We start from the raw sequence: 16,846 nt of genomic DNA on the forward strand, positions 1-16,846 counted from the left end.
TCACTTGGCAGCTTCTGCTGCGTTGACGTTGGCCACAGCCAAAGCCGACATGTTCACAATGCGGCGCACAGTGGTCGAAGGCGTCAGGATGTGCGCAGAAGCGGCTGCACCCATCAAGATCGGGCCAATGGTTGTGCCATGGGCGCTGACTTCCTTGAGCACGTTGAACAAGATATTGGCCGAATCCAGATTCGGGCAAATCAGAATATTGGCCGAGTCATTGAGCGTATTGTCCAGCAGATTGCGGTCACGCACTAGCGCCGACAAGGCCGCATCGCCATGCATCTCGCCATCGCACTCGATGTCTGGATAGCGCTGCTTGAACAACTCCGTGGCTAGGCGCATTTTCAACGCGCTGGGGCGCGAAGACGAGCCAAAATTGGAGTGCGACAGGAAGGCCACTTTAGGTGGCAGGCCAAAGCGCTGCACTTCACGTGCGGCCATAAAGGCGATGGACACCAGACCTTCAGCGTCGGGATCTTCGTGGATATAGGTGTCAGCCACAAACAGATTGCGGTCGTCCAGGATCAAGGCGTTGAGGGTCGCCAGGCCTTCGGAGTCATTGCGCACACCAATGATGTTGTTGATGCGTTCGAGGTGGCTGTCAAAACGGCCAATCACACCGCAAAGCATCGCTTCTGCATCGCCCAAATGGACCATCAACGCAGCGATGATGGTGTTGGAGCGGCGCACCGCCGTTTTAGCAGCCTCTGGTGTGACGCCGTTGCGGCCCATGATCTTGTGGTAGGCCTCCCAGTACTGGCGAAAACGTGGATCGTCTTCTGGGTCAACGTTTTCCACGTCCACACCCAGCTGAATGCGCAGACCGGCACGCTTGATGCGCTCGGCAATCACTGCAGGACGGCCAATCAAAATCGGCTTGGCCAGACCATCGTCAACCACGGTTTGCACAGCACGCAGTACACGCTCTTCTTCGCCTTCAGCATACGCAATACGGCGCAGATTGGTTTTGGCAGCCTGGAACACAGGCTTCATGAACATGCCGGTTTGATACACAAAGCGCTGCAGGCTGTCGCGGTAAGCGGCAATGTCTTCAATCGGGCGAGTCGCCACTCCCGATTTGGCAGCGGCCTCTGCCACTGCAGGGGCAATGCGCAAAATCAGGCGACCATCGAATGGCGTCGGAATCAGGTAGTCAGGGCCAAAAAACAGCTCTTTGCCGGCGTAGGCGGCGGCCACTTCGTCACTGGCTTCGGCTTTGGCCAACGCAGCAATTTCGTACACGCAGGCCAGCTTCATTTCTTCAGTGATTTTGGTTGCACCGCAATCGAGCGCACCACGGAAGATGTAGGGGAAGCACAGGACGTTGTTGACCTGGTTAGGATAGTCCGAGCGGCCCGTGGCGATGATCACGTCTGGGCGGACGGCTTTGGCCAGCTCAGGACGAATTTCTGGCTCAGGATTGGCCAGCGCCAGAACAATAGGCTTGTCGGCCATGGTTTTGAGCATGTCGGCTGTCAGCACGCCTGGGGCTGAGCAGCCCAGAAACACGTCAGCACCGTTGACGATATCGGCCAATGTACGGGCCTCGGTCACATGGGCAAACTGGGCTTTTGTTTGGTCCAGATTGTCGCGACCGGAATGGATGACGCCTTTGGAGTCGGCCACAAAGACGTTTTCATGGCGCACGCCCAGGCCAATCATCACATTGATGCAGGCAATGGCCGCTGCGCCAGCACCGGAGACAGCGACTTTGACGTCGCCGATTTTTTTGTTCACCAGCTCCAAACCGTTGATCAACGCGGCCGAGGAGATGATCGCCGTGCCGTGCTGGTCGTCATGGAAGACCGGAATATTCATGCGCTTGGAGAGCTCTTGCTCAATGTAGAAGCACTCTGGCGCTTTGATGTCTTCAAGATTGATACCACCGAGCGTTGGCTCCAGCGCCGAGATGATCTCAATCAGCTTGTCCGGATCGCGCTCGTCCAACTCGATGTCAAATACATCCACACCGGCGAACTTCTTGAACAGGCAGCCCTTGCCTTCCATCACTGGTTTGCTGGCCAACGGCCCGATATCGCCCAGGCCCAGCACCGCCGTACCGTTGGTGATCACGCCAACAAGATTACCACGCGAGGTGTATTCGGCGGCTTTGGCTGGATCGGCTTGAATATCCAGGCACGGATAAGCCACGCCAGGAGAATAGGCCAGCGACAAGTCACGCTGGTTTGACAGTGGCTTGGTGGGTTTGACCGAGATTTTGCCTTTGCTGGGCGAAGCATGGTATTCCCGGGCGGCGACACGTAGCGCCTGTTCTGCGTCAGAGAGGGGGAGATTGGAGTTTGTCATCTTGGATCTTATTCAACGGAAAAAAAGGCAGGGGTAAAGTGCATGTTAGCAATTGCGGCAGCTTGTGCGTCGCAATTGTCAACATGTTCTCATCTGCAGAAACCCCATCCTCAGGTGTGTGTGCGGTAGCAGGACGAGCCGCCAAGCGTCTTTTGAACAGCTAGGCGGTAGCCATCGATGAGGAGAACTGTTAAAGCGAAGCGCCTGAGACCGTACTCAGACCACCGCTGACAGTTTTGCAGATCTGCCCTAAAACAAATGAGCCCAATGAATGCAGGCACTAAGCTGCACTCATGGGCTCAGGAAAACTCAGTCGCTGGGTTTAGGCTTCGACAGGGGATTGTGCCGTGCTTGGCAATTGCGTCAAATCGACACCGGCTCTTTCCATACCGGAGAGAATGGCTTTGATTGACGCCGTAACAATATTGGGATTCTGACCCACACCCCAAGCACGTTGGCCATCCACAGCAACTTCGACATAGGCCATGGCCAGCGCACCAGCACCGCCGCCAATTGCGTGTTCGGCATAGTCGAGCACCTGCACCTCTTTGCCAGTGGCGCGGTGCATGGCATCGATAAAGGCCTCGATCGGGCCTGAACCCTGGCCTTGTACCTGCACCGTGCTTGCGCCTTTTTGGATGCGGGCATCGACGCTGGTCTCGCTGCCATCGCCACCGAGTTTGTAGGCCGGTGCGGCTTCTTCGATGCGGTACTCGCGCTGGAAAATAGCCCAAATGTCTTTGGCGCTCATCTCCGTACCTTCAGCGTCCATGGTTTTTTGCACCACTTGGCTGAACTCGATTTGCAGCTTGCGTGGCAGTGCTACTTTGTATTCGCTCTCGAGCAGGTAAGAAATACCCCCTTTACCCGACTGGCTGTTGACACGGATCACGGCTTCATAGCTGCGGCCCAAATCCATCGGATCGATCGGCAGGTAAGGCATGTCCCAGATCTCGCCTTCCTTGCGTGCGCTGAAGGCTTTTTTGATCGCATCCTGGTGTGAGCCCGAGAAAGAGGTAAATACCAATTCGCCGACGTATGGGTGGCGAGGGTGTACCGGCAATTGGTTGCAATGCTCGACCGTGCGTTTGATCTCGTCGATATTGGAGAAGTCCAACTCTGGATCAACGCCTTGGATGTACATGTTCAAGGCAACGTTGACGATGTCAAGGTTCCCCGTACGCTCGCCATTGCCAAACAGGCAGCCTTCCAAGCGGTCGGCACCGGCCATCAAGGCCAGCTCGGCAGTGGCAGTCCCTGTACCGCGATCGTTGTGCGGGTGCACCGACAAAACGATAGAGTCACGGCGCTCCAAATGGCGGTGCGACCACTCCACCATGTCAGCAAAAATATTCGGCGTCGAATGCTCGACCGTGGTGGGCAAATTGATGATGCACTTGTGCTCTGGCGTAGGCTGCCATACTGCCGTCACCGCATCCACTACGCGCTTGCTAAATGCCAATTCGGTGTCCGAGTACATCTCTGGTGAGTACTCAAATGTCCACTTCGTATCGGGCTGTTTGGCTGCATAGTCTTTAAAAAGCTGGGCATTCTTACTGGCCAATTGCACGATTTCATCTTCGGACATGCCAAGCACCACTTCGCGCATGATCGGCGCAGTCGCGTTGTAGAGGTGCACAATCGCTTTGGGCACGCCTTGCAACGCCTCAAAGGTGCGCTCAATCAAATGCTCACGCGCCTGGGTCAGGACCTGCACCGTGACGTCATCAGGAATCAGGTTCTCTTCAATCAGTTTCCGTGTGAAATCAAACTCAACTTGTGAGGCCGATGGAAAGCCAATTTCAATTTCCTTGAAGCCAATGGCCACCAAGGTTTTGAACATACGCAGCTTGCGATCCATGTCCATGGGCTCGATCAAGGCCTGGTTGCCATCGCGCAAATCCACACTGCACCAAACGGGTGGTTTGGTGATCACGGCATCAGGCCAAGTGCGGTCGGTCAACTTGATAGGCGCAAATGCACGGTATTTGGTGGCTGGGTTCTTCAACATCATGTGTCAGGTTCCTGTTGCAGTGAGGGGTAATACTGCCAGTGAAAACTTCAGAGACGAGGCTGGGTTTGTTTCAAACGGAAAACGGCCCGTCGCTGATTAAGCTTACGGGCCGTTTGAGAAGTAGAAAAACTACGCGCGCACTACTTTTCCCGCCCGTTGGACGTTGCTAGTAGTGTTAGGGAGAATTTCTGCATGGGATTCAATGTATCACATTCGTTGCCAAATAACCAACAAATATTCCAATTTTTCGCGGATTCATCGCTCAGTGGTTTCACTCATGCAGGCCTTTTTCATCAGGTTCATCAGTCGAGGTGCTGATCACGCTGACCGGATGGCCCTTGGAGCGGCGGTAAAAATACACAACAAAACCACTGAAGGCATACGCGACAAACACCCCAAACAACACCAATGGCGGATCGATATTGATGATCGCAATCACCAGCACAACCAGCACCACGCTGACAAATGGCACGGAGCGGCGGGCACGCAAGTCCTTGAAGCTGTAAAACGGCAAGTTGGTCACCATGGTGATACCAGCATACAACGTGATCGCAAACATGGTCCAGGACACCACCTGCGGTGACACATAAGCCTCATAACCACGCCCCTCATCGGTCATCAACCAGATAAAACCTGCCACCAACGCCGCCGCCGCTGGCGATGGCAGGCCTTGGAACCAGCGCTTGTCAACCACCCCGGTATTGACATTAAAGCGCGCCAATCGCAGCGCCGCACAGGCGCAATAAATGAATGCGGCAATCCAGCCCCAGCGGCCAATGCCTTGCATTGCCCACTCCAGCGCCACCAGCGCAGGGGCAACGCCAAAAGACACCATGTCTGAGAGCGAATCCATTTGCTCACCGAATGCGCTTTGCGTATGGGTCATGCGCGCGACGCGGCCATCGAGGCTATCGAGAATCATCGCGGCAAAAATCGCCAGCGTGGCCAGATCAAAACGCTTATTCATCGCCATGACAATGGCGTAAAAGCCGCAAAACAAGGCCGCCAGGGTGACGGAATTGGGCAGCATGTAGATGCCTTTGCGGCGGATGGTGCCGCCAGGCTTGAAGGACGACGGATGACGCTCTTGTGGGTCGTTCATGGGCATTCCAAATGGCGCAGCTTTAGCACCATTCAACACGGTGTAAAGCCACGCTCAGCTATTGCTTTAAACACTGCATTATGGGCCAAGGCATGCACTGAACCTCGGCAAATCCTTGCTCCAGCAAGCAAAAATGCAAGCCACGCAGTCATAGCGGCGGCGCAGCCGTGCAGTGATGCCGCGTATTTGTCGCAAGCAATGGCATCAGCCACCCTACTCAATCAGCCATCCACGGGTTGCAAGGGTGTTTCCAAATTCAGCTGGTAAAACGCCACATCAAGCCAACGCCCAAACTTGAACCCCACCTGGGTAAACGTGCCGCAGTGCGCAAAGCCCATGCGCTGATGCAAGGCGATGCTGCCAGCATTGGAGGCATCAATACACCCCACCAAGACATGCACTTGCGCCGCTTGCGCACGACGGATCAGCTCTTGCATCAATTGCTTGGCAAGCCCTTGCCCGCGGTGGTCGGCATGCACATAAACACTGTGTTCAACTGTGTATTTGTAGGCCGGAAAGGCGCGGAACATACCCCAGCTTGCAAAGCCCAGCAGCTTGCCACGCACATCCACTACGCCGACCACCGGAAACCCATTGGCTCGCTTGGTTGCAAACCAGGCCACCATCGCCTCCGGCGGGCGAGGCACGTAATCGTACAAGGCCGTGGAGTTCACGATGGCCTCGTTGAGGATCTCCAAGATCGCCTGGGCATGATCGGTCTCGTTGCAGTCGATCAAACGCACACTGGTGTGCTGCGCAAGGGAAGTCATACAAGTGCTTTCATAGCAATATAGTTAATAAGCCATTCATCCCAACAACAGCCAATCTACATCAATATGTTTGGCCGCTTGCATCACACACCTGCTCCATGCATGGCCACGGCAGCACAGGCCAAAATCAAACAAAAGGCATTCATCTCATAGGATGAATGAAGGCCGGCGACTGCTTGGAACTTGGCCCGCCGATGGGCTGCATCTTCCAAAACGACACCGAATAGCCCTGCCGCTACGCAGTCATACGGCTGTCTACCTGATCAACGCACAATCTGACTGCGCGCTAGCAGTGAGACAGACTGCGCCATAGCCAAAGAAAAAGCCTGGCGCTTGGCACCAGGCTGAATCAGCCAAAGCATTTTTGGGCTTCAACCCAAAGAGCAAGACACAAAAAAGATCGTAAACAAATTCTTAGAACAATACGCGGGTGCGCACGGTTCCTGGCACTTGGCGCAAAGCCTCAATGACCTTGGCTGCGCCACCGGCTTCAGTATCAATCACCACATAACCCACGGCATCATCGGTTTGCAGGTACTGCGCAGCGATGTTGAGCTTGGCATCGGTGAAGATCTGGTTAATGGCCGACATCACACCTGGCGCGTTCTTGTGAATGTGCAAGATGCGATCGCGCCCTGGGTGCGCTGGCAGAGCAGCTTCCGGGAAGTTCACCGACGTCGTGGTTGTGCCGTTGTCAGAGTACTTGGCCAGCTTTTCTGCTACTTCCAGACCGATATTGGCCTGGGCCTCCATCGTCGAGCCGCCAACGTGCGGAGTCAGAATCACATTGTCCAGGCCGCGCAAAGGCGACTGGAATTCGTCCTTATTGGATTTGGGCTCGACCGGGAACACATCAATCGCAGCACCCAGCAGCTTTTTCGACTTGATCGCGTCTGCCAAAGGCTCGATTTCCACCACAGTGCCGCGCGAGGCATTGATCAAAATCGCATTGTCTTTCATCGCAGCGATTTCTTCAGCACCAATCATCCATTTGGTCGATGCCAGCTCTGGCACGTGCAAGGTCACGATATCACTCTGTGTCAGCAAATCCTTGAGATTGCCAACCTGGTGGGCATTGCCCAGTGGCAGCTTGGTGACCACATCGTAGAAAATCACATGCATGCCCAGCGACTCGGCCAGCACAGACAGTTGCGAGCCAATCGAGCCATACCCCACGATACCCAGTGTTTTGCCACGCGTCTCGAACGAGTTGTTGGCCGACTTGCTCCAGCCGCCACGGTGGGTTGCCGCGTTTTTCTCTGGAATACCACGCAACAGCAAGATGATCTCGCCCAGCACCAGTTCTGCCACTGAGCGCGTATTGGAGTATGGTGCATTAAACACCGCGACGCCTTTTTGGCGGGCCGCTTGCAAATCGATTTGGTTGGTTCCAATGCAGAACGCACCGACGGCCACCAATTTATGCGCCGCCTCCAGCGCTTCTGCATTGAGCTGCGTGCGCGAGCGGATACCCAGGAAATGCACATCGGCAATTTTCTCTTTGAGCTCCTCTCCCTGCAGGGCGCCAGGCAATGTTTCAATATTGCTATAGCCTGCATTTTTCAGCACGTCGACTGCGGATGGATGGATGCCTTCAAGTAACAGAAACTTGATCTTGCTTTTATCCAGCGATGTTTTGCTCATGATGATTAAGTAAAAGTTAATGGCGATTTAGCCATTTTTTGCAGAAGCCGCGATCATAGCACTTTCACCGCTACTTCGCTGGCCAGAACCTAGGGTTTTTCACAGGCTTGTAATTTTCAATGAATTCTGAGCTGCAATGCACACTTCAGGTGTCAATTGGCCAGGAGTGGGCACACAAGCAACACCTGCCTGCGCCAATACAGTACTACACCCCCCAATCTGGGCCGACACAACCAGCACACCTAATCCGTTGCAAAAAACAAACACGCAATGGAATCCATAGCGCAAAAAATCCAGAAAAAACACCATGCAGCTTGCGCCAGCTAGGTAAAACCCGCATAATTGCGCGTCTCTTCAAAAGCCACAGACGATCTATAAGGTCACTGATGTGTTTCACTCCCTACAGTGATCACAAGTGAGCATACAAATCGTCAAGTATGCTTGCTAGTTCCTTCTATCTGAAGAGCCTGTACATCTTTCTATCTCACTGGGCAGACAGCGGCGTGTCTGATGCAATACTTGATTGCACATGACGCACCGGACAAGGACCTCCCCAGGTACGCTGCGGCGAAATATCCATTTTCGCGCAATCGCTTATTCTCATTAGCGTACCTGTTTCGTTGGATGGATGATGTTTGTTATTTCATCCGTCCAAACACCGGCTTCCTGCCCGGTGTTATGCGGACTTTGCTTTTTCCAATTACATGTCTACAAATGAACTGAACAGCACGGATTTGCCGTCGCTGGAATCTGGCAGCACGCCTGCGTCTATTGAAACCACCATTGCGGCTCCAACCGTTGCAGCCACCGAAGTAGCGGCTGCTCCTGCCGAGCCAGCCAAACCCAACCCATTTGAGCTGATGGGCCTGGTGCCCGCCTTGGTTCAAGCCGTGGCCGATATGGGCTTTACTGAGCCTACCGAAGTGCAAAAGCGGGCTGTTCCTCTGGCAATGGGCACACAAAAAAATGCCGCCAACCAGAGCAACTACACCGACTTGATGGTCTCCAGCCAAACAGGTAGCGGCAAAACTGCTGCCTTTTTATTGCCGGTGCTCGACACCTTGGTGCGCGCCTATGAAGATGGCAAAGCCGCTGAGCGCGCGGCCTACGAGCAGCAAGTGGCCGATGCATTGGCACAAGGCTTGGCTGCGCCCAAAAAACCAAAACGTAAAAACCCACTGAATCGCCGCTTTGAGCCGGCAGTGCCTGGTGCTTTGGTATTGTGCCCTACCCGCGAATTGGCGATGCAAGTAGCCAGCGATGCGATTGACTTGATGCGCCACTGCCGTGGCGTGCGCATCGCCAACGTGATTGGTGGTCTGCCATACCCCAAACAAATTGCCCAACTGCAAAACGCCTCTTTGGTCGTCGCCACACCGGGCCGACTGCTGGACTTGCAGCGCAGTGGCCAATTGATTTTGGACAAAGTCCAATTTCTGGTTGTTGATGAAGCCGACCGCATGTTGGATCTGGGTTTCTCCGAAGACCTGGCCGCCATCAACCAGCTGACCGAACAACGCCAGCAAACCATGATGTTCAGCGCGACTTTTGCGCCGCGCATCCAGCAATTGGGCATGCGCGTCATGCACGATGGCGGCAAGCATGTACAACGCATTGAAGTGGCCAGCGCCCAGGAAAAACACGCCAACATTACGCAAAAATTGTTCTGGGCTGACAACAGCCAGCACAAACGTGATTTGCTCGACACTTGGTTGCGCGACACCTCGATTGACCAAGCCATTGTGTTTGCCAGCACCCAAATCGAATGCGACGCGCTGGCAGAAGACCTGCAACAAGCCAATTTCAGCGCAGTGGCCCTGCATGGCGCACTGAACCAAGGTTTGCGCAACCGCCGCCTGTCTGCTTTGCGCGATGGCCGCGTGCAAATTCTGGTGGCCACGGACGTTGCTGCACGTGGCATCGATGTACCCACGATTACCCACGTCTTCAACTACGGCCTGCCCATGAAGTCAGAGGACTATACACACCGCATTGGCCGTACCGGCCGCGCTGGTCGCGATGGTCTGGCTGTGACTTTTGCTGAATTCAAAGACCGCCGCAAAATTTTTGACATCGAGCAATTCACCCGCCAAGAGCTGGAGATTGATGTCTTGCCAGGCCTGGAGCCACAGCAACGCATCACCGCATGGCGCCCAACCCCAACTGGCGGCAAAGGTGGCCGCGGTGGTGAGCGCCGTGGTGGCGGCTTCGGCGGCGATCGCCGTGGCGGTTTTGGTGGTGATCGCCGTGGTGGTGGTGGCTTTGGTGGTGATCGCCGCGGCGGCGGCTTTGGCAGTGATCGTCGCGCCGAAGGCTTTGGCGGCGGTCGCTCTGAAGGCTTTGGTGGCCGTGGTGGCGATCGCTTCGAATCGCGCCAAGGCCATGGTGGCGAACAGCGCTTTGGCGGCGGTGAGCGCTTTGAAGGCGGTCGCGGTCAGCGTCAGGAGCGCGGTGACCGTGGTGCATTCTCCCAAGAGCGCGCCGTATTCTCGCCAGACCGCGGCGCACCGACACGCAAACCATTTGCAGGCAAAGACGGCCAGCGTGACTTCGCACCCCGTGGTGGCCGCGCAGGCGATCAATGGGAAGGCCGTGAGCGCCGCAACGACCGCAGCAATGCGCCAGCAGGCCGCGGCAATGGCGAGCGTTTTGCCAACAACCGCTCGGACAGCCGCGGCGGCCATGGTGGCTTTGGCAACAAACCAGCGGGCGGTGGGCAAGGCCGCGGTGGCAGCAGAACGCCTTCACGCAACTACTAATAACTGCTAATAGCCGCTAACACCACCGGGCACACCGGCGGTGTGCGCTTGAGACCAGGCATACAACGGCGGGCAGTACAACAGGTGGTACTAGGTTTTACAATGGACGTATCAGGGGTGGTTTGAGTGGCTCGAATCGCCACTGAGCCCATGCTGCGGGCCTGGGCTTGTTGTCCCCTTTAAAAATGCGCGTTTCAAACGCGCATTTTTTTATGCCACTCGCCAGTGCTTATTCGCTTAGCACCACTCTTTGGCAAAGACCGCTGGCTGCACGCGAGGCGGTGTAGTGGGTGTATGGGCAGGCGTGCCCAAATTCAGCAAGCCCAGCATCTGGTCACCTGCCCCAAAACCCATCACGTCTTTCAAAATATCCCCCAGCGCACCAGGGGTGCTGGACCAGAAACCATGGAAGCCCTGCAGGTGGGCCGCATTCAGCATATTCATTACTGCTGCACCACAAGACAGCATTTGCTCAAACTCAGGCGCCTTGGGGTGGTGCTTGACGCTTAAGGCCAACACCAGCACCAAGGGTGCGGTCGTGAGCTTGGCCGTGTATTTGCCATGCATGTCACGTGCTTCTTCGGTTTGTGCCAGCGGATGGGCCAGCACACGCGCCAGCAACGCCTGTCGGCCAGCGCCTTGGACGTACTGGATGCGCCACGGCGTCAGGCCCGCGTGGTCTGGCGCGCAGGCAGCGGCTTCCAAAATACGTTCAAACTGTGCGGCATTGGGCGCAGGCAAACCCAGAGGCCAGGCCGAGCGGCGCTCAAGCAAGGCCTTTAATCCTGTTGGCAGCTCGGTGTGATGCGCTGCAGCAGCGGTGATTGGGGTGGAATTCAAAACTCAGCGTCCTTTATGAAAACATGTGCCAGAGCCAAGTCTGGCAGCTCGATCCAAGTCCAAGTATGGCCAAGCGGCCATGCCAATGGCGCATTGTGCCTGCCCCGCGCAAGAAGGCGAATGAATCGCCGCTGTACACCGCTTGGCCGTATGGACACAGAGCCCCTTTGCTAGCCCATCAACTGTGATTGGTGATAAAAACAAGTCACAATGCAACCAACCAGCGCGTTGGTGACTCCATCCGCTATCGGCTGTTTCGCCAGCATCCTGCCAGCACTCGCACAGCCCAGTCTCGTCAAGAGGCTCCCTACACCATTCCTAGGTCCAGCCTGCCTCACCGCATGGCGGCCCTTCTTTATTGCACATTGACCACCATGATTCAACAGACTGCCCCCAAGCTACCAGCGACCATGAACACAGAGCCAGCCGCAAAACCATGGGCTTGCTACGCCGCCAGCGTGCTGGCATTGGCCATGGCGAGTGCAACACCTGCCTGGTCGCAAGAGTCAGTCGCAGCACCGGCCATCGCCGGTGCACAAACACGCCTGGACCAGCCTTTTACCGCTCCGCCATCGGCCGAGCTGGACTTTGAGGTCACAGGCAAAGTCAGCGGTTTTGGCTACAAAGCCAAGGCCAAACTCGACTGGCAGCACAATGGCAGCACTTACCAGGCGCAGCAAAGTATTCGCGCACCCATTATTGGCACTCGCTCACAGCAAAGCGAAGGCCAGATTGCCCAGCACTACCTGGAGCCGTTGTCGTTCAAAGACTCTTCACGCAGCAAACGCAATTTGACGTTCGATCCTGCCAACAGCACCGTATTCATCCCAGCAACAAAAGAAACACGCCCAAGCCCTGCAGGCGCGCAAGACCGCTTGAGTGTGTTCTTTCAACTCGCTGGACTCGTGGCAGCCAATCCATCGCTGCGCGAAAAAGGGCAAACCATTCCAATCTGGACTGTGGCCAATAACAAACAAGCGTCATGGGAGTTTGAGGTCGAAAGCGTGGAAAGCATTGGCCTGCCGGTAGGCGAGTTGCCAGCCATCAAGCTCAAGCGCATCCCTAAAAAAGAGGATGACCAGATTGCAGAAATCTGGCTGTCCTCAGAAGTCGGCTATTTGCCAGTGCGCATCCACTTTGAAGATGACGGTGACGCAGTGGATTTGCAAATGACACAATACCGCTTCAAAGAGGCGACAACCACACCGCCATCTGCGCCCCAACCTTGACAGCAGAGCCGCGGCGGCGCGGAAAGGATGAGCAGGCTCTTAGAGCCTGCTCAAAGTCTCGACGCAGTCGCGCAAGGCACAAAAAAGAGGCAGTACAAGACGCCTGTTGCAGCTCATACGTCTGTATGAGCAAAACGGGCAACGCAGTAATGCGCTTTTTTGTGCCTTGCCCTTCGGGTTGGCGCCCAAAAGGCAGGCTGCTTTGTTAAAAATCCTCGCCGGGCAGATAGCCCGACTGCGCTTTTTGCCGCGCACCGTATCCTTTTGGGCTCCAACGCGGTCTGCGTGGAGACTTTGAACAGACTCTTAGGCCTGTTGTTGCTGCGCGAGCAGCTCCTCATTGAATCCAAACTGGCTTAAATCCTTCATTTGCATTGGGTACAGCACACCCTGCAAATGGTCGTATTCATGCTGGACCACGCGCGCATGAAAGCCTTCAACCGTGTGCGCAATCGGCTCTCCCAGCGCATTCAGACCGCTGAAATGCACCGCATGCCAGCGTGGCACCTTGCCGCGCAGGCCTGGTATCGACAAACAGCCCTCCCAGTCAGACTCGATCTGCGTCCCCACTGGCGCGAGTTTGGGATTGATCAGCACTGTCGGCGGCACCTGTGGCCTGTCGCTGCCGCTGGACTGGGCTGAGCCAAACACCATAATTTGCAGATTGACGGCCACCTGTGGGGCCGCCAAACCAATGCCTCCGGCGGCGGCCATCGTCTCCCACATATCCCGTATCAGTTGCTGTATTTCTTGGCTGCGCACGTTCTGCACAGGAGCACAGGCAGCCAGCAAACGGGGATCCCCCATTTTGATGATGTTACGTATTGCCATGACTTGCATTATGCCGGCAAGCACCGAGCCGATTGTCGCTCCATCTTTGCAGTGTGCATGGACAGAGTGCGCATACAACACTGCGCACCCGTTGTACTGCCTACATCATCTTCCGGGATTCAACGCGGCTGTGCGGAGATCGTAAACACGTTCTAAGATGGTCAACACGCTCTCAGCAACGCACACCGCCCCATGCCTGCTTCTCATCGCCCATCGCCTGAATCGCCTGAACGCCTGATTGGCATACAACAACACACGCCCGCCTATTGGCGCGCCTCGCTCGCCTTGTTCTTTGCAGGTTATGCCACTTTTTCCCTGCTGTATTGCGTCCAACCTCTGCTGCCCTCACTCGCGCGCGCATTCGGGATCTCGGCAGCCAGCAGCAGCCTGGCTTTGTCGCTGAGCACGATGGCACTGGCACTTGGCTTATTACCAGCAGGCGCAATGGCCGAAGTAGTTAACCGCAAACGCATGATGCTGCTTGCCTTGATGGTTGCTGGCTGCGCCGCGCTGTTCTCTGCATTGGCACCTAACTGGCCTGCACTCTTGGCTGCCCGGCTTGTTTTAGGATTGGCCTTGAGTGGCTTGCCTGCCTTGGCCATGGCCTATGTCAGCGAAGAGTTTGACAAGCCGACTTTGCCAGCAGCCATGGGCTTGTATATCAGTGGCACCGTGCTGGGCGGCATGATGGGGCGAACTTTCTCCGCCATTTTGGCTGACTTCTTCGACTGGCGCTGGGCCATGGGACTGATGGCGGCATTGGCGCTGCTTGCGCTGGTGCTGTTTGTCTGGCTCCTGCCTGCCGCAAGGGCCTTTAAGCCACAAAAACCCGATCTTGTGCATTTGCTGAGCAACTTCACAGCCCATCTGAAAAACCCGCAGCTGCGTTCGCTGTTTGTGATGGGTTTTTTATTGATGGGCAGCTTTGTCGCCATCTTCAACTATGTCGGTTTTCGGCTGGAGCAGCCACCATTTTCCTTATCTGCAACCGCCGCAGGCCTGCTGTTTCTGACTTATTTGGGCGGCATTATCAGCGCCCGCTTGGCCGCGCCCGTGCGCGCCCGTTTGGGGCATGCACGGGCGTTGCGCAGCTCAGTTGCGGCCATGCTGGCTGGCCTGGCCTTGTGTTTAATTCCCTCGTTATTGGCCTTAGGCGTAGGTGTGGCGCTGTTTGCTTTTGCTTTTTTTGCCGCGCATTCCTTAATCAGCGCGCAAGTAGGCAGCACCGCCAACCACGCCAAAGCACAGGCTTCTTCGCTGTACCTGTGTTTTTACTATCTGGGCTCTAGCCTGGTGGGTTATGGCGGTGGCTATCTGTGGGAGCATGGCGGCTGGTACAGCCTGCTGGCCATGCTGGCGCTGCTACTGGCCCTGTCCTTTTGGATTGCCAAAGAGCCAAGCAGCAGTTAGGGACACACAGCCATCACAGAAACAAAAGTGCAGCGGCCGCGCAAGCGGTCGGGAACAAGGCGCCGCCAAGCAGACCCAAAACCCCTACTGATTCACCTGCAAAGCCTTTTTTCAACAACGCCACACCGGCAGGATTGGGCGCATTGGCAATCACGGTCAAGCCGCCGCCAGCGACAGCGCCGGCCATCAGCATGTATTTGGACTGGTCTGAAATGCCTTCAATCAACGAGCCCAAATAGGTCAAAGCGGCATTATCGGTAATCGCAGTCAGGCCAATCGCACCAACAAATAGCGCCAATGGCTCCAAACCGCCGACGATCGGCTGCAGCCACCAGCGCTGCATGCCGCCCAGCACAACCAGACCGGCCAGGAAAAAGCCCACCAACAAGGCTTCTTTCAGAATCAAGGGATTCTGGTGTGTTGCATAGGCCTGTGTATAGCCCAAAAACAAAAGAAACAGGCCCAGAAAAATCACCGGGTAGTGGGCCGTGATGACCACGCCCGCCAATAGCAAGACGTGCACCAACACGACACTGACAGGCATATCGGACTGCTGTGACTGGCTGCGATCACTGAGCAACGATGCGGGTAAATGCTTGCGCAGACAGTACGCCGCCACACTGGCATTGATCAGCACCGCAATCGCCGCCTTCCAGCCAAAATTCGTCAGCATGAACCAAGAGTCCCATTGCCAAGTGGCAGCCACCATGAGCACTGGCGGCGCAGCATAGGAGGTCAAAGTGCCGCCAATCGATACATTGACAAACAGCACCCCTAGGGCAAAGTATTTCAGGCGCTCAGGCATTTCGGGCCGAAAAATCAAACCCGCCAGCATCAAGGCCGCAATGGTCATGGCAGCCGGCTCAGTGATCAATGAGCCCAGCAAAGGCACGATCGCCAAGCCCAGCCAAGCCATCGCAAGCGGTGTAGGCAAAGGCAGCCACTGGGCCACATGCCTGACCCCTGCAATCACGGTGACCAAGATGGGCTTGGAGGCGGCAATCACCATGACAACAAAAACGAACAAAGGCTCGGTGTAATTGCGTGTCTGGGCATAGTCCAAAGCCACAGCACCGCCCGAGTGCAAAGCCATGGCGGCAATCAGCACCATGGCCCAAAAGCCAAAGACAACCTCAACCTCGCCCAACAAATGGAACAGGCCTGAATGCTTGGGATACCGGTAGGAAAGATCGTGAACGTGCTTGGCAGCAAAAGTATGGACCAAGGCAATGGCGAAAATGGATGCAGCAATCCATTCGATAGATAGACCGAACATAAATGAGTAGATACAAAAACGCAGCGAGGCGGCCCGACCTTCGCTGCTGTCCTGATGCATCCGACATGATGTACCACCCAACCAAAAATTCTACAAGATGCGTGCCGCATTGAAATGCAGAAACCCCGCGCCAACCAAGGTTTGCGCCAACCACAGCCGCGATCGCCAACGCTAAGAGCCTGTTCAAAGTCTGCACGCAGACCGCGTTGGAGCCCAACAGAATACGCTGCGCCGAGGTGATGAGCAGGCCATAAGATCAGTTCTCTTCTGTCGCACTCAAGCTGTCCGGGCCACAATGGGTCTGGCCCTGGGCGTTGGTAACACAGGTGATGCCGGGCATGTTCTCCAGCTCTTTAATGTCTTGTTTCTCTTGGGTCGTACATGCAGCGACCATGGCGGCAGCACACAATAAAGCGAGCAAGGGTGTTTTTTTCATGGCAATGGATTGAGTAACGAATGAATCAAAAGCATGCATTCTATGCATAGAACGGCCTGGCCTTGTCACCCACACCGCATGCAGCGCCTATTGGCTCAGAGCCTGTTGATCATCTCGAGGCAGCCGCGTTGAAGCCCACAAGGGTGCAATGTGCGGCAAAAACCGCAGTTGCCCGATATGCCCGGCGGGAATTTTTAATCAGGCAGCGCCTCTTTGGGACTGCAA

General features: G+C 55.8%; 12 protein-coding genes. 3 read left to right on the top strand and 9 right to left on the bottom strand.

Annotated features, from left to right (window positions below):
• From E8K88_RS15970 to serA, 5 genes are all read right to left on the bottom strand, one after another.
• Nucleotides 1–2,310 carry an NADP-dependent malic enzyme gene (locus E8K88_RS15970; RefSeq protein WP_136407678.1) on the bottom strand — a complete coding sequence of 770 codons (2,310 nt, stop codon included), beginning with the start codon at nucleotides 2,308–2,310 and terminating at the stop codon, nucleotides 1–3.
• 322 nt (nucleotides 2,311–2,632) lie between these two features.
• Nucleotides 2,633–4,321, bottom strand: coding sequence for a 2-isopropylmalate synthase (gene leuA / locus E8K88_RS15975; RefSeq protein ID WP_136407698.1), 1,689 nt, complete (start codon nucleotides 4,319–4,321; stop codon nucleotides 2,633–2,635).
• 274 nt (nucleotides 4,322–4,595) lie between these two features.
• Nucleotides 4,596–5,426 carry a CDP-diacylglycerol--serine O-phosphatidyltransferase gene (gene pssA, locus E8K88_RS15980; protein ID WP_136407679.1) on the bottom strand — a complete coding sequence of 277 codons (831 nt, stop codon included), beginning with the start codon at nucleotides 5,424–5,426 and terminating at the stop codon, nucleotides 4,596–4,598.
• 221 nt (nucleotides 5,427–5,647) lie between these two features.
• On the bottom strand, nucleotides 5,648–6,196 hold the full coding sequence (locus E8K88_RS15985; protein WP_136407680.1) for a GNAT family N-acetyltransferase: 549 nt from the start codon (nucleotides 6,194–6,196) through the stop codon (nucleotides 5,648–5,650).
• 414 nt (nucleotides 6,197–6,610) lie between these two features.
• Complete coding sequence (gene serA, locus E8K88_RS15995; RefSeq protein WP_136407681.1) at nucleotides 6,611–7,840, bottom strand: phosphoglycerate dehydrogenase; 1,230 nt, start codon at nucleotides 7,838–7,840, stop codon at nucleotides 6,611–6,613.
• A 704-nt stretch (nucleotides 7,841–8,544) separates the two neighbouring features.
• Between serA and E8K88_RS16000 the strand changes: the two genes are divergently transcribed.
• The gene (locus tag E8K88_RS16000) at nucleotides 8,545–10,599 is read left to right on the top strand and encodes a DEAD/DEAH box helicase (protein WP_136407682.1); all 2,055 of its coding nucleotides are present in this window, start codon (nucleotides 8,545–8,547) and stop codon (nucleotides 10,597–10,599) included.
• Between the two features lie 237 nt (nucleotides 10,600–10,836).
• Here the strand turns inward: E8K88_RS16000 and E8K88_RS16005 are convergent, their stop codons facing one another.
• Nucleotides 10,837–11,439, bottom strand: a complete 603-nt coding sequence (locus E8K88_RS16005; RefSeq protein ID WP_136407683.1) for a nitroreductase family protein — start codon at nucleotides 11,437–11,439, stop codon at nucleotides 10,837–10,839.
• A gap of 374 nt (nucleotides 11,440–11,813) precedes the next feature.
• Between E8K88_RS16005 and E8K88_RS16010 the strand changes: the two genes are divergently transcribed.
• On the top strand, nucleotides 11,814–12,668 hold the full coding sequence (locus E8K88_RS16010; RefSeq protein ID WP_168797359.1) for a DUF3108 domain-containing protein: 855 nt from the start codon (nucleotides 11,814–11,816) through the stop codon (nucleotides 12,666–12,668).
• Between the two features lie 306 nt (nucleotides 12,669–12,974).
• Here the strand turns inward: E8K88_RS16010 and def are convergent, their stop codons facing one another.
• Nucleotides 12,975–13,499, bottom strand: coding sequence for a peptide deformylase (gene def, locus E8K88_RS16015; protein ID WP_136407685.1), 525 nt, complete (start codon nucleotides 13,497–13,499; stop codon nucleotides 12,975–12,977).
• 192 nt (nucleotides 13,500–13,691) lie between these two features.
• Here def and E8K88_RS16020 point away from each other — a divergent pair, with 192 nt between their 5' ends.
• Nucleotides 13,692–14,909 (top strand): MFS transporter, encoded by a 1,218-nt coding sequence (locus E8K88_RS16020; protein WP_136407686.1) that lies wholly within the window; start codon nucleotides 13,692–13,694, stop codon nucleotides 14,907–14,909.
• A 13-nt stretch (nucleotides 14,910–14,922) separates the two neighbouring features.
• Here the strand turns inward: E8K88_RS16020 and E8K88_RS16025 are convergent, their stop codons facing one another.
• Both E8K88_RS16025 and E8K88_RS16030 read right to left on the bottom strand, forming a co-directional pair.
• Complete coding sequence (locus tag E8K88_RS16025; protein ID WP_136407687.1) at nucleotides 14,923–16,185, bottom strand: putative Na+/H+ antiporter; 1,263 nt, start codon at nucleotides 16,183–16,185, stop codon at nucleotides 14,923–14,925.
• Nucleotides 16,186–16,441: 256 nt separating this feature from the next.
• Complete coding sequence (locus tag E8K88_RS16030; RefSeq protein WP_136407688.1) at nucleotides 16,442–16,660, bottom strand: hypothetical protein; 219 nt, start codon at nucleotides 16,658–16,660, stop codon at nucleotides 16,442–16,444.
• Between the last annotated feature and the right edge of the window lie 186 nt (nucleotides 16,661–16,846).

This window comes from Lampropedia aestuarii, from assembly GCF_004803635.1.
Lineage (GTDB): Bacteria > Pseudomonadota > Gammaproteobacteria > Burkholderiales > Burkholderiaceae_C > Lampropedia > Lampropedia aestuarii.

Bases quoted from the DNA above. Each gene is read 5' to 3' on its own strand.
- E8K88_RS15970 (WP_136407678.1), bottom strand. From the start codon at position 2,310: ATGACAAACTCCAATCTCCCCCTCTCTGACGCAGAACAGGCGCTACGT.
- leuA (WP_136407698.1), bottom strand. From the start codon at position 4,321: ATGTTGAAGAACCCAGCCACCAAATACCGTGCATTTGCGCCTATCAAG.
- pssA (WP_136407679.1), bottom strand. From the start codon at position 5,426: ATGAACGACCCACAAGAGCGTCATCCGTCGTCCTTCAAGCCTGGCGGC.
- E8K88_RS15985 (WP_136407680.1), bottom strand. From the start codon at position 6,196: ATGACTTCCCTTGCGCAGCACACCAGTGTGCGTTTGATCGACTGCAAC.
- serA (WP_136407681.1), bottom strand. From the start codon at position 7,840: ATGAGCAAAACATCGCTGGATAAAAGCAAGATCAAGTTTCTGTTACTT.
- E8K88_RS16000 (WP_136407682.1), top strand. From the start codon at position 8,545: ATGTCTACAAATGAACTGAACAGCACGGATTTGCCGTCGCTGGAATCT.
- E8K88_RS16010 (WP_168797359.1), top strand. From the start codon at position 11,814: ATGATTCAACAGACTGCCCCCAAGCTACCAGCGACCATGAACACAGAG.
- def (WP_136407685.1), bottom strand. From the start codon at position 13,499: ATGGCAATACGTAACATCATCAAAATGGGGGATCCCCGTTTGCTGGCT.
- E8K88_RS16020 (WP_136407686.1), top strand. From the start codon at position 13,692: ATGCCTGCTTCTCATCGCCCATCGCCTGAATCGCCTGAACGCCTGATT.
- E8K88_RS16025 (WP_136407687.1), bottom strand. From the start codon at position 16,185: ATGTTCGGTCTATCTATCGAATGGATTGCTGCATCCATTTTCGCCATT.
- E8K88_RS16030 (WP_136407688.1), bottom strand. From the start codon at position 16,660: ATGCATGCTTTTGATTCATTCGTTACTCAATCCATTGCCATGAAAAAA.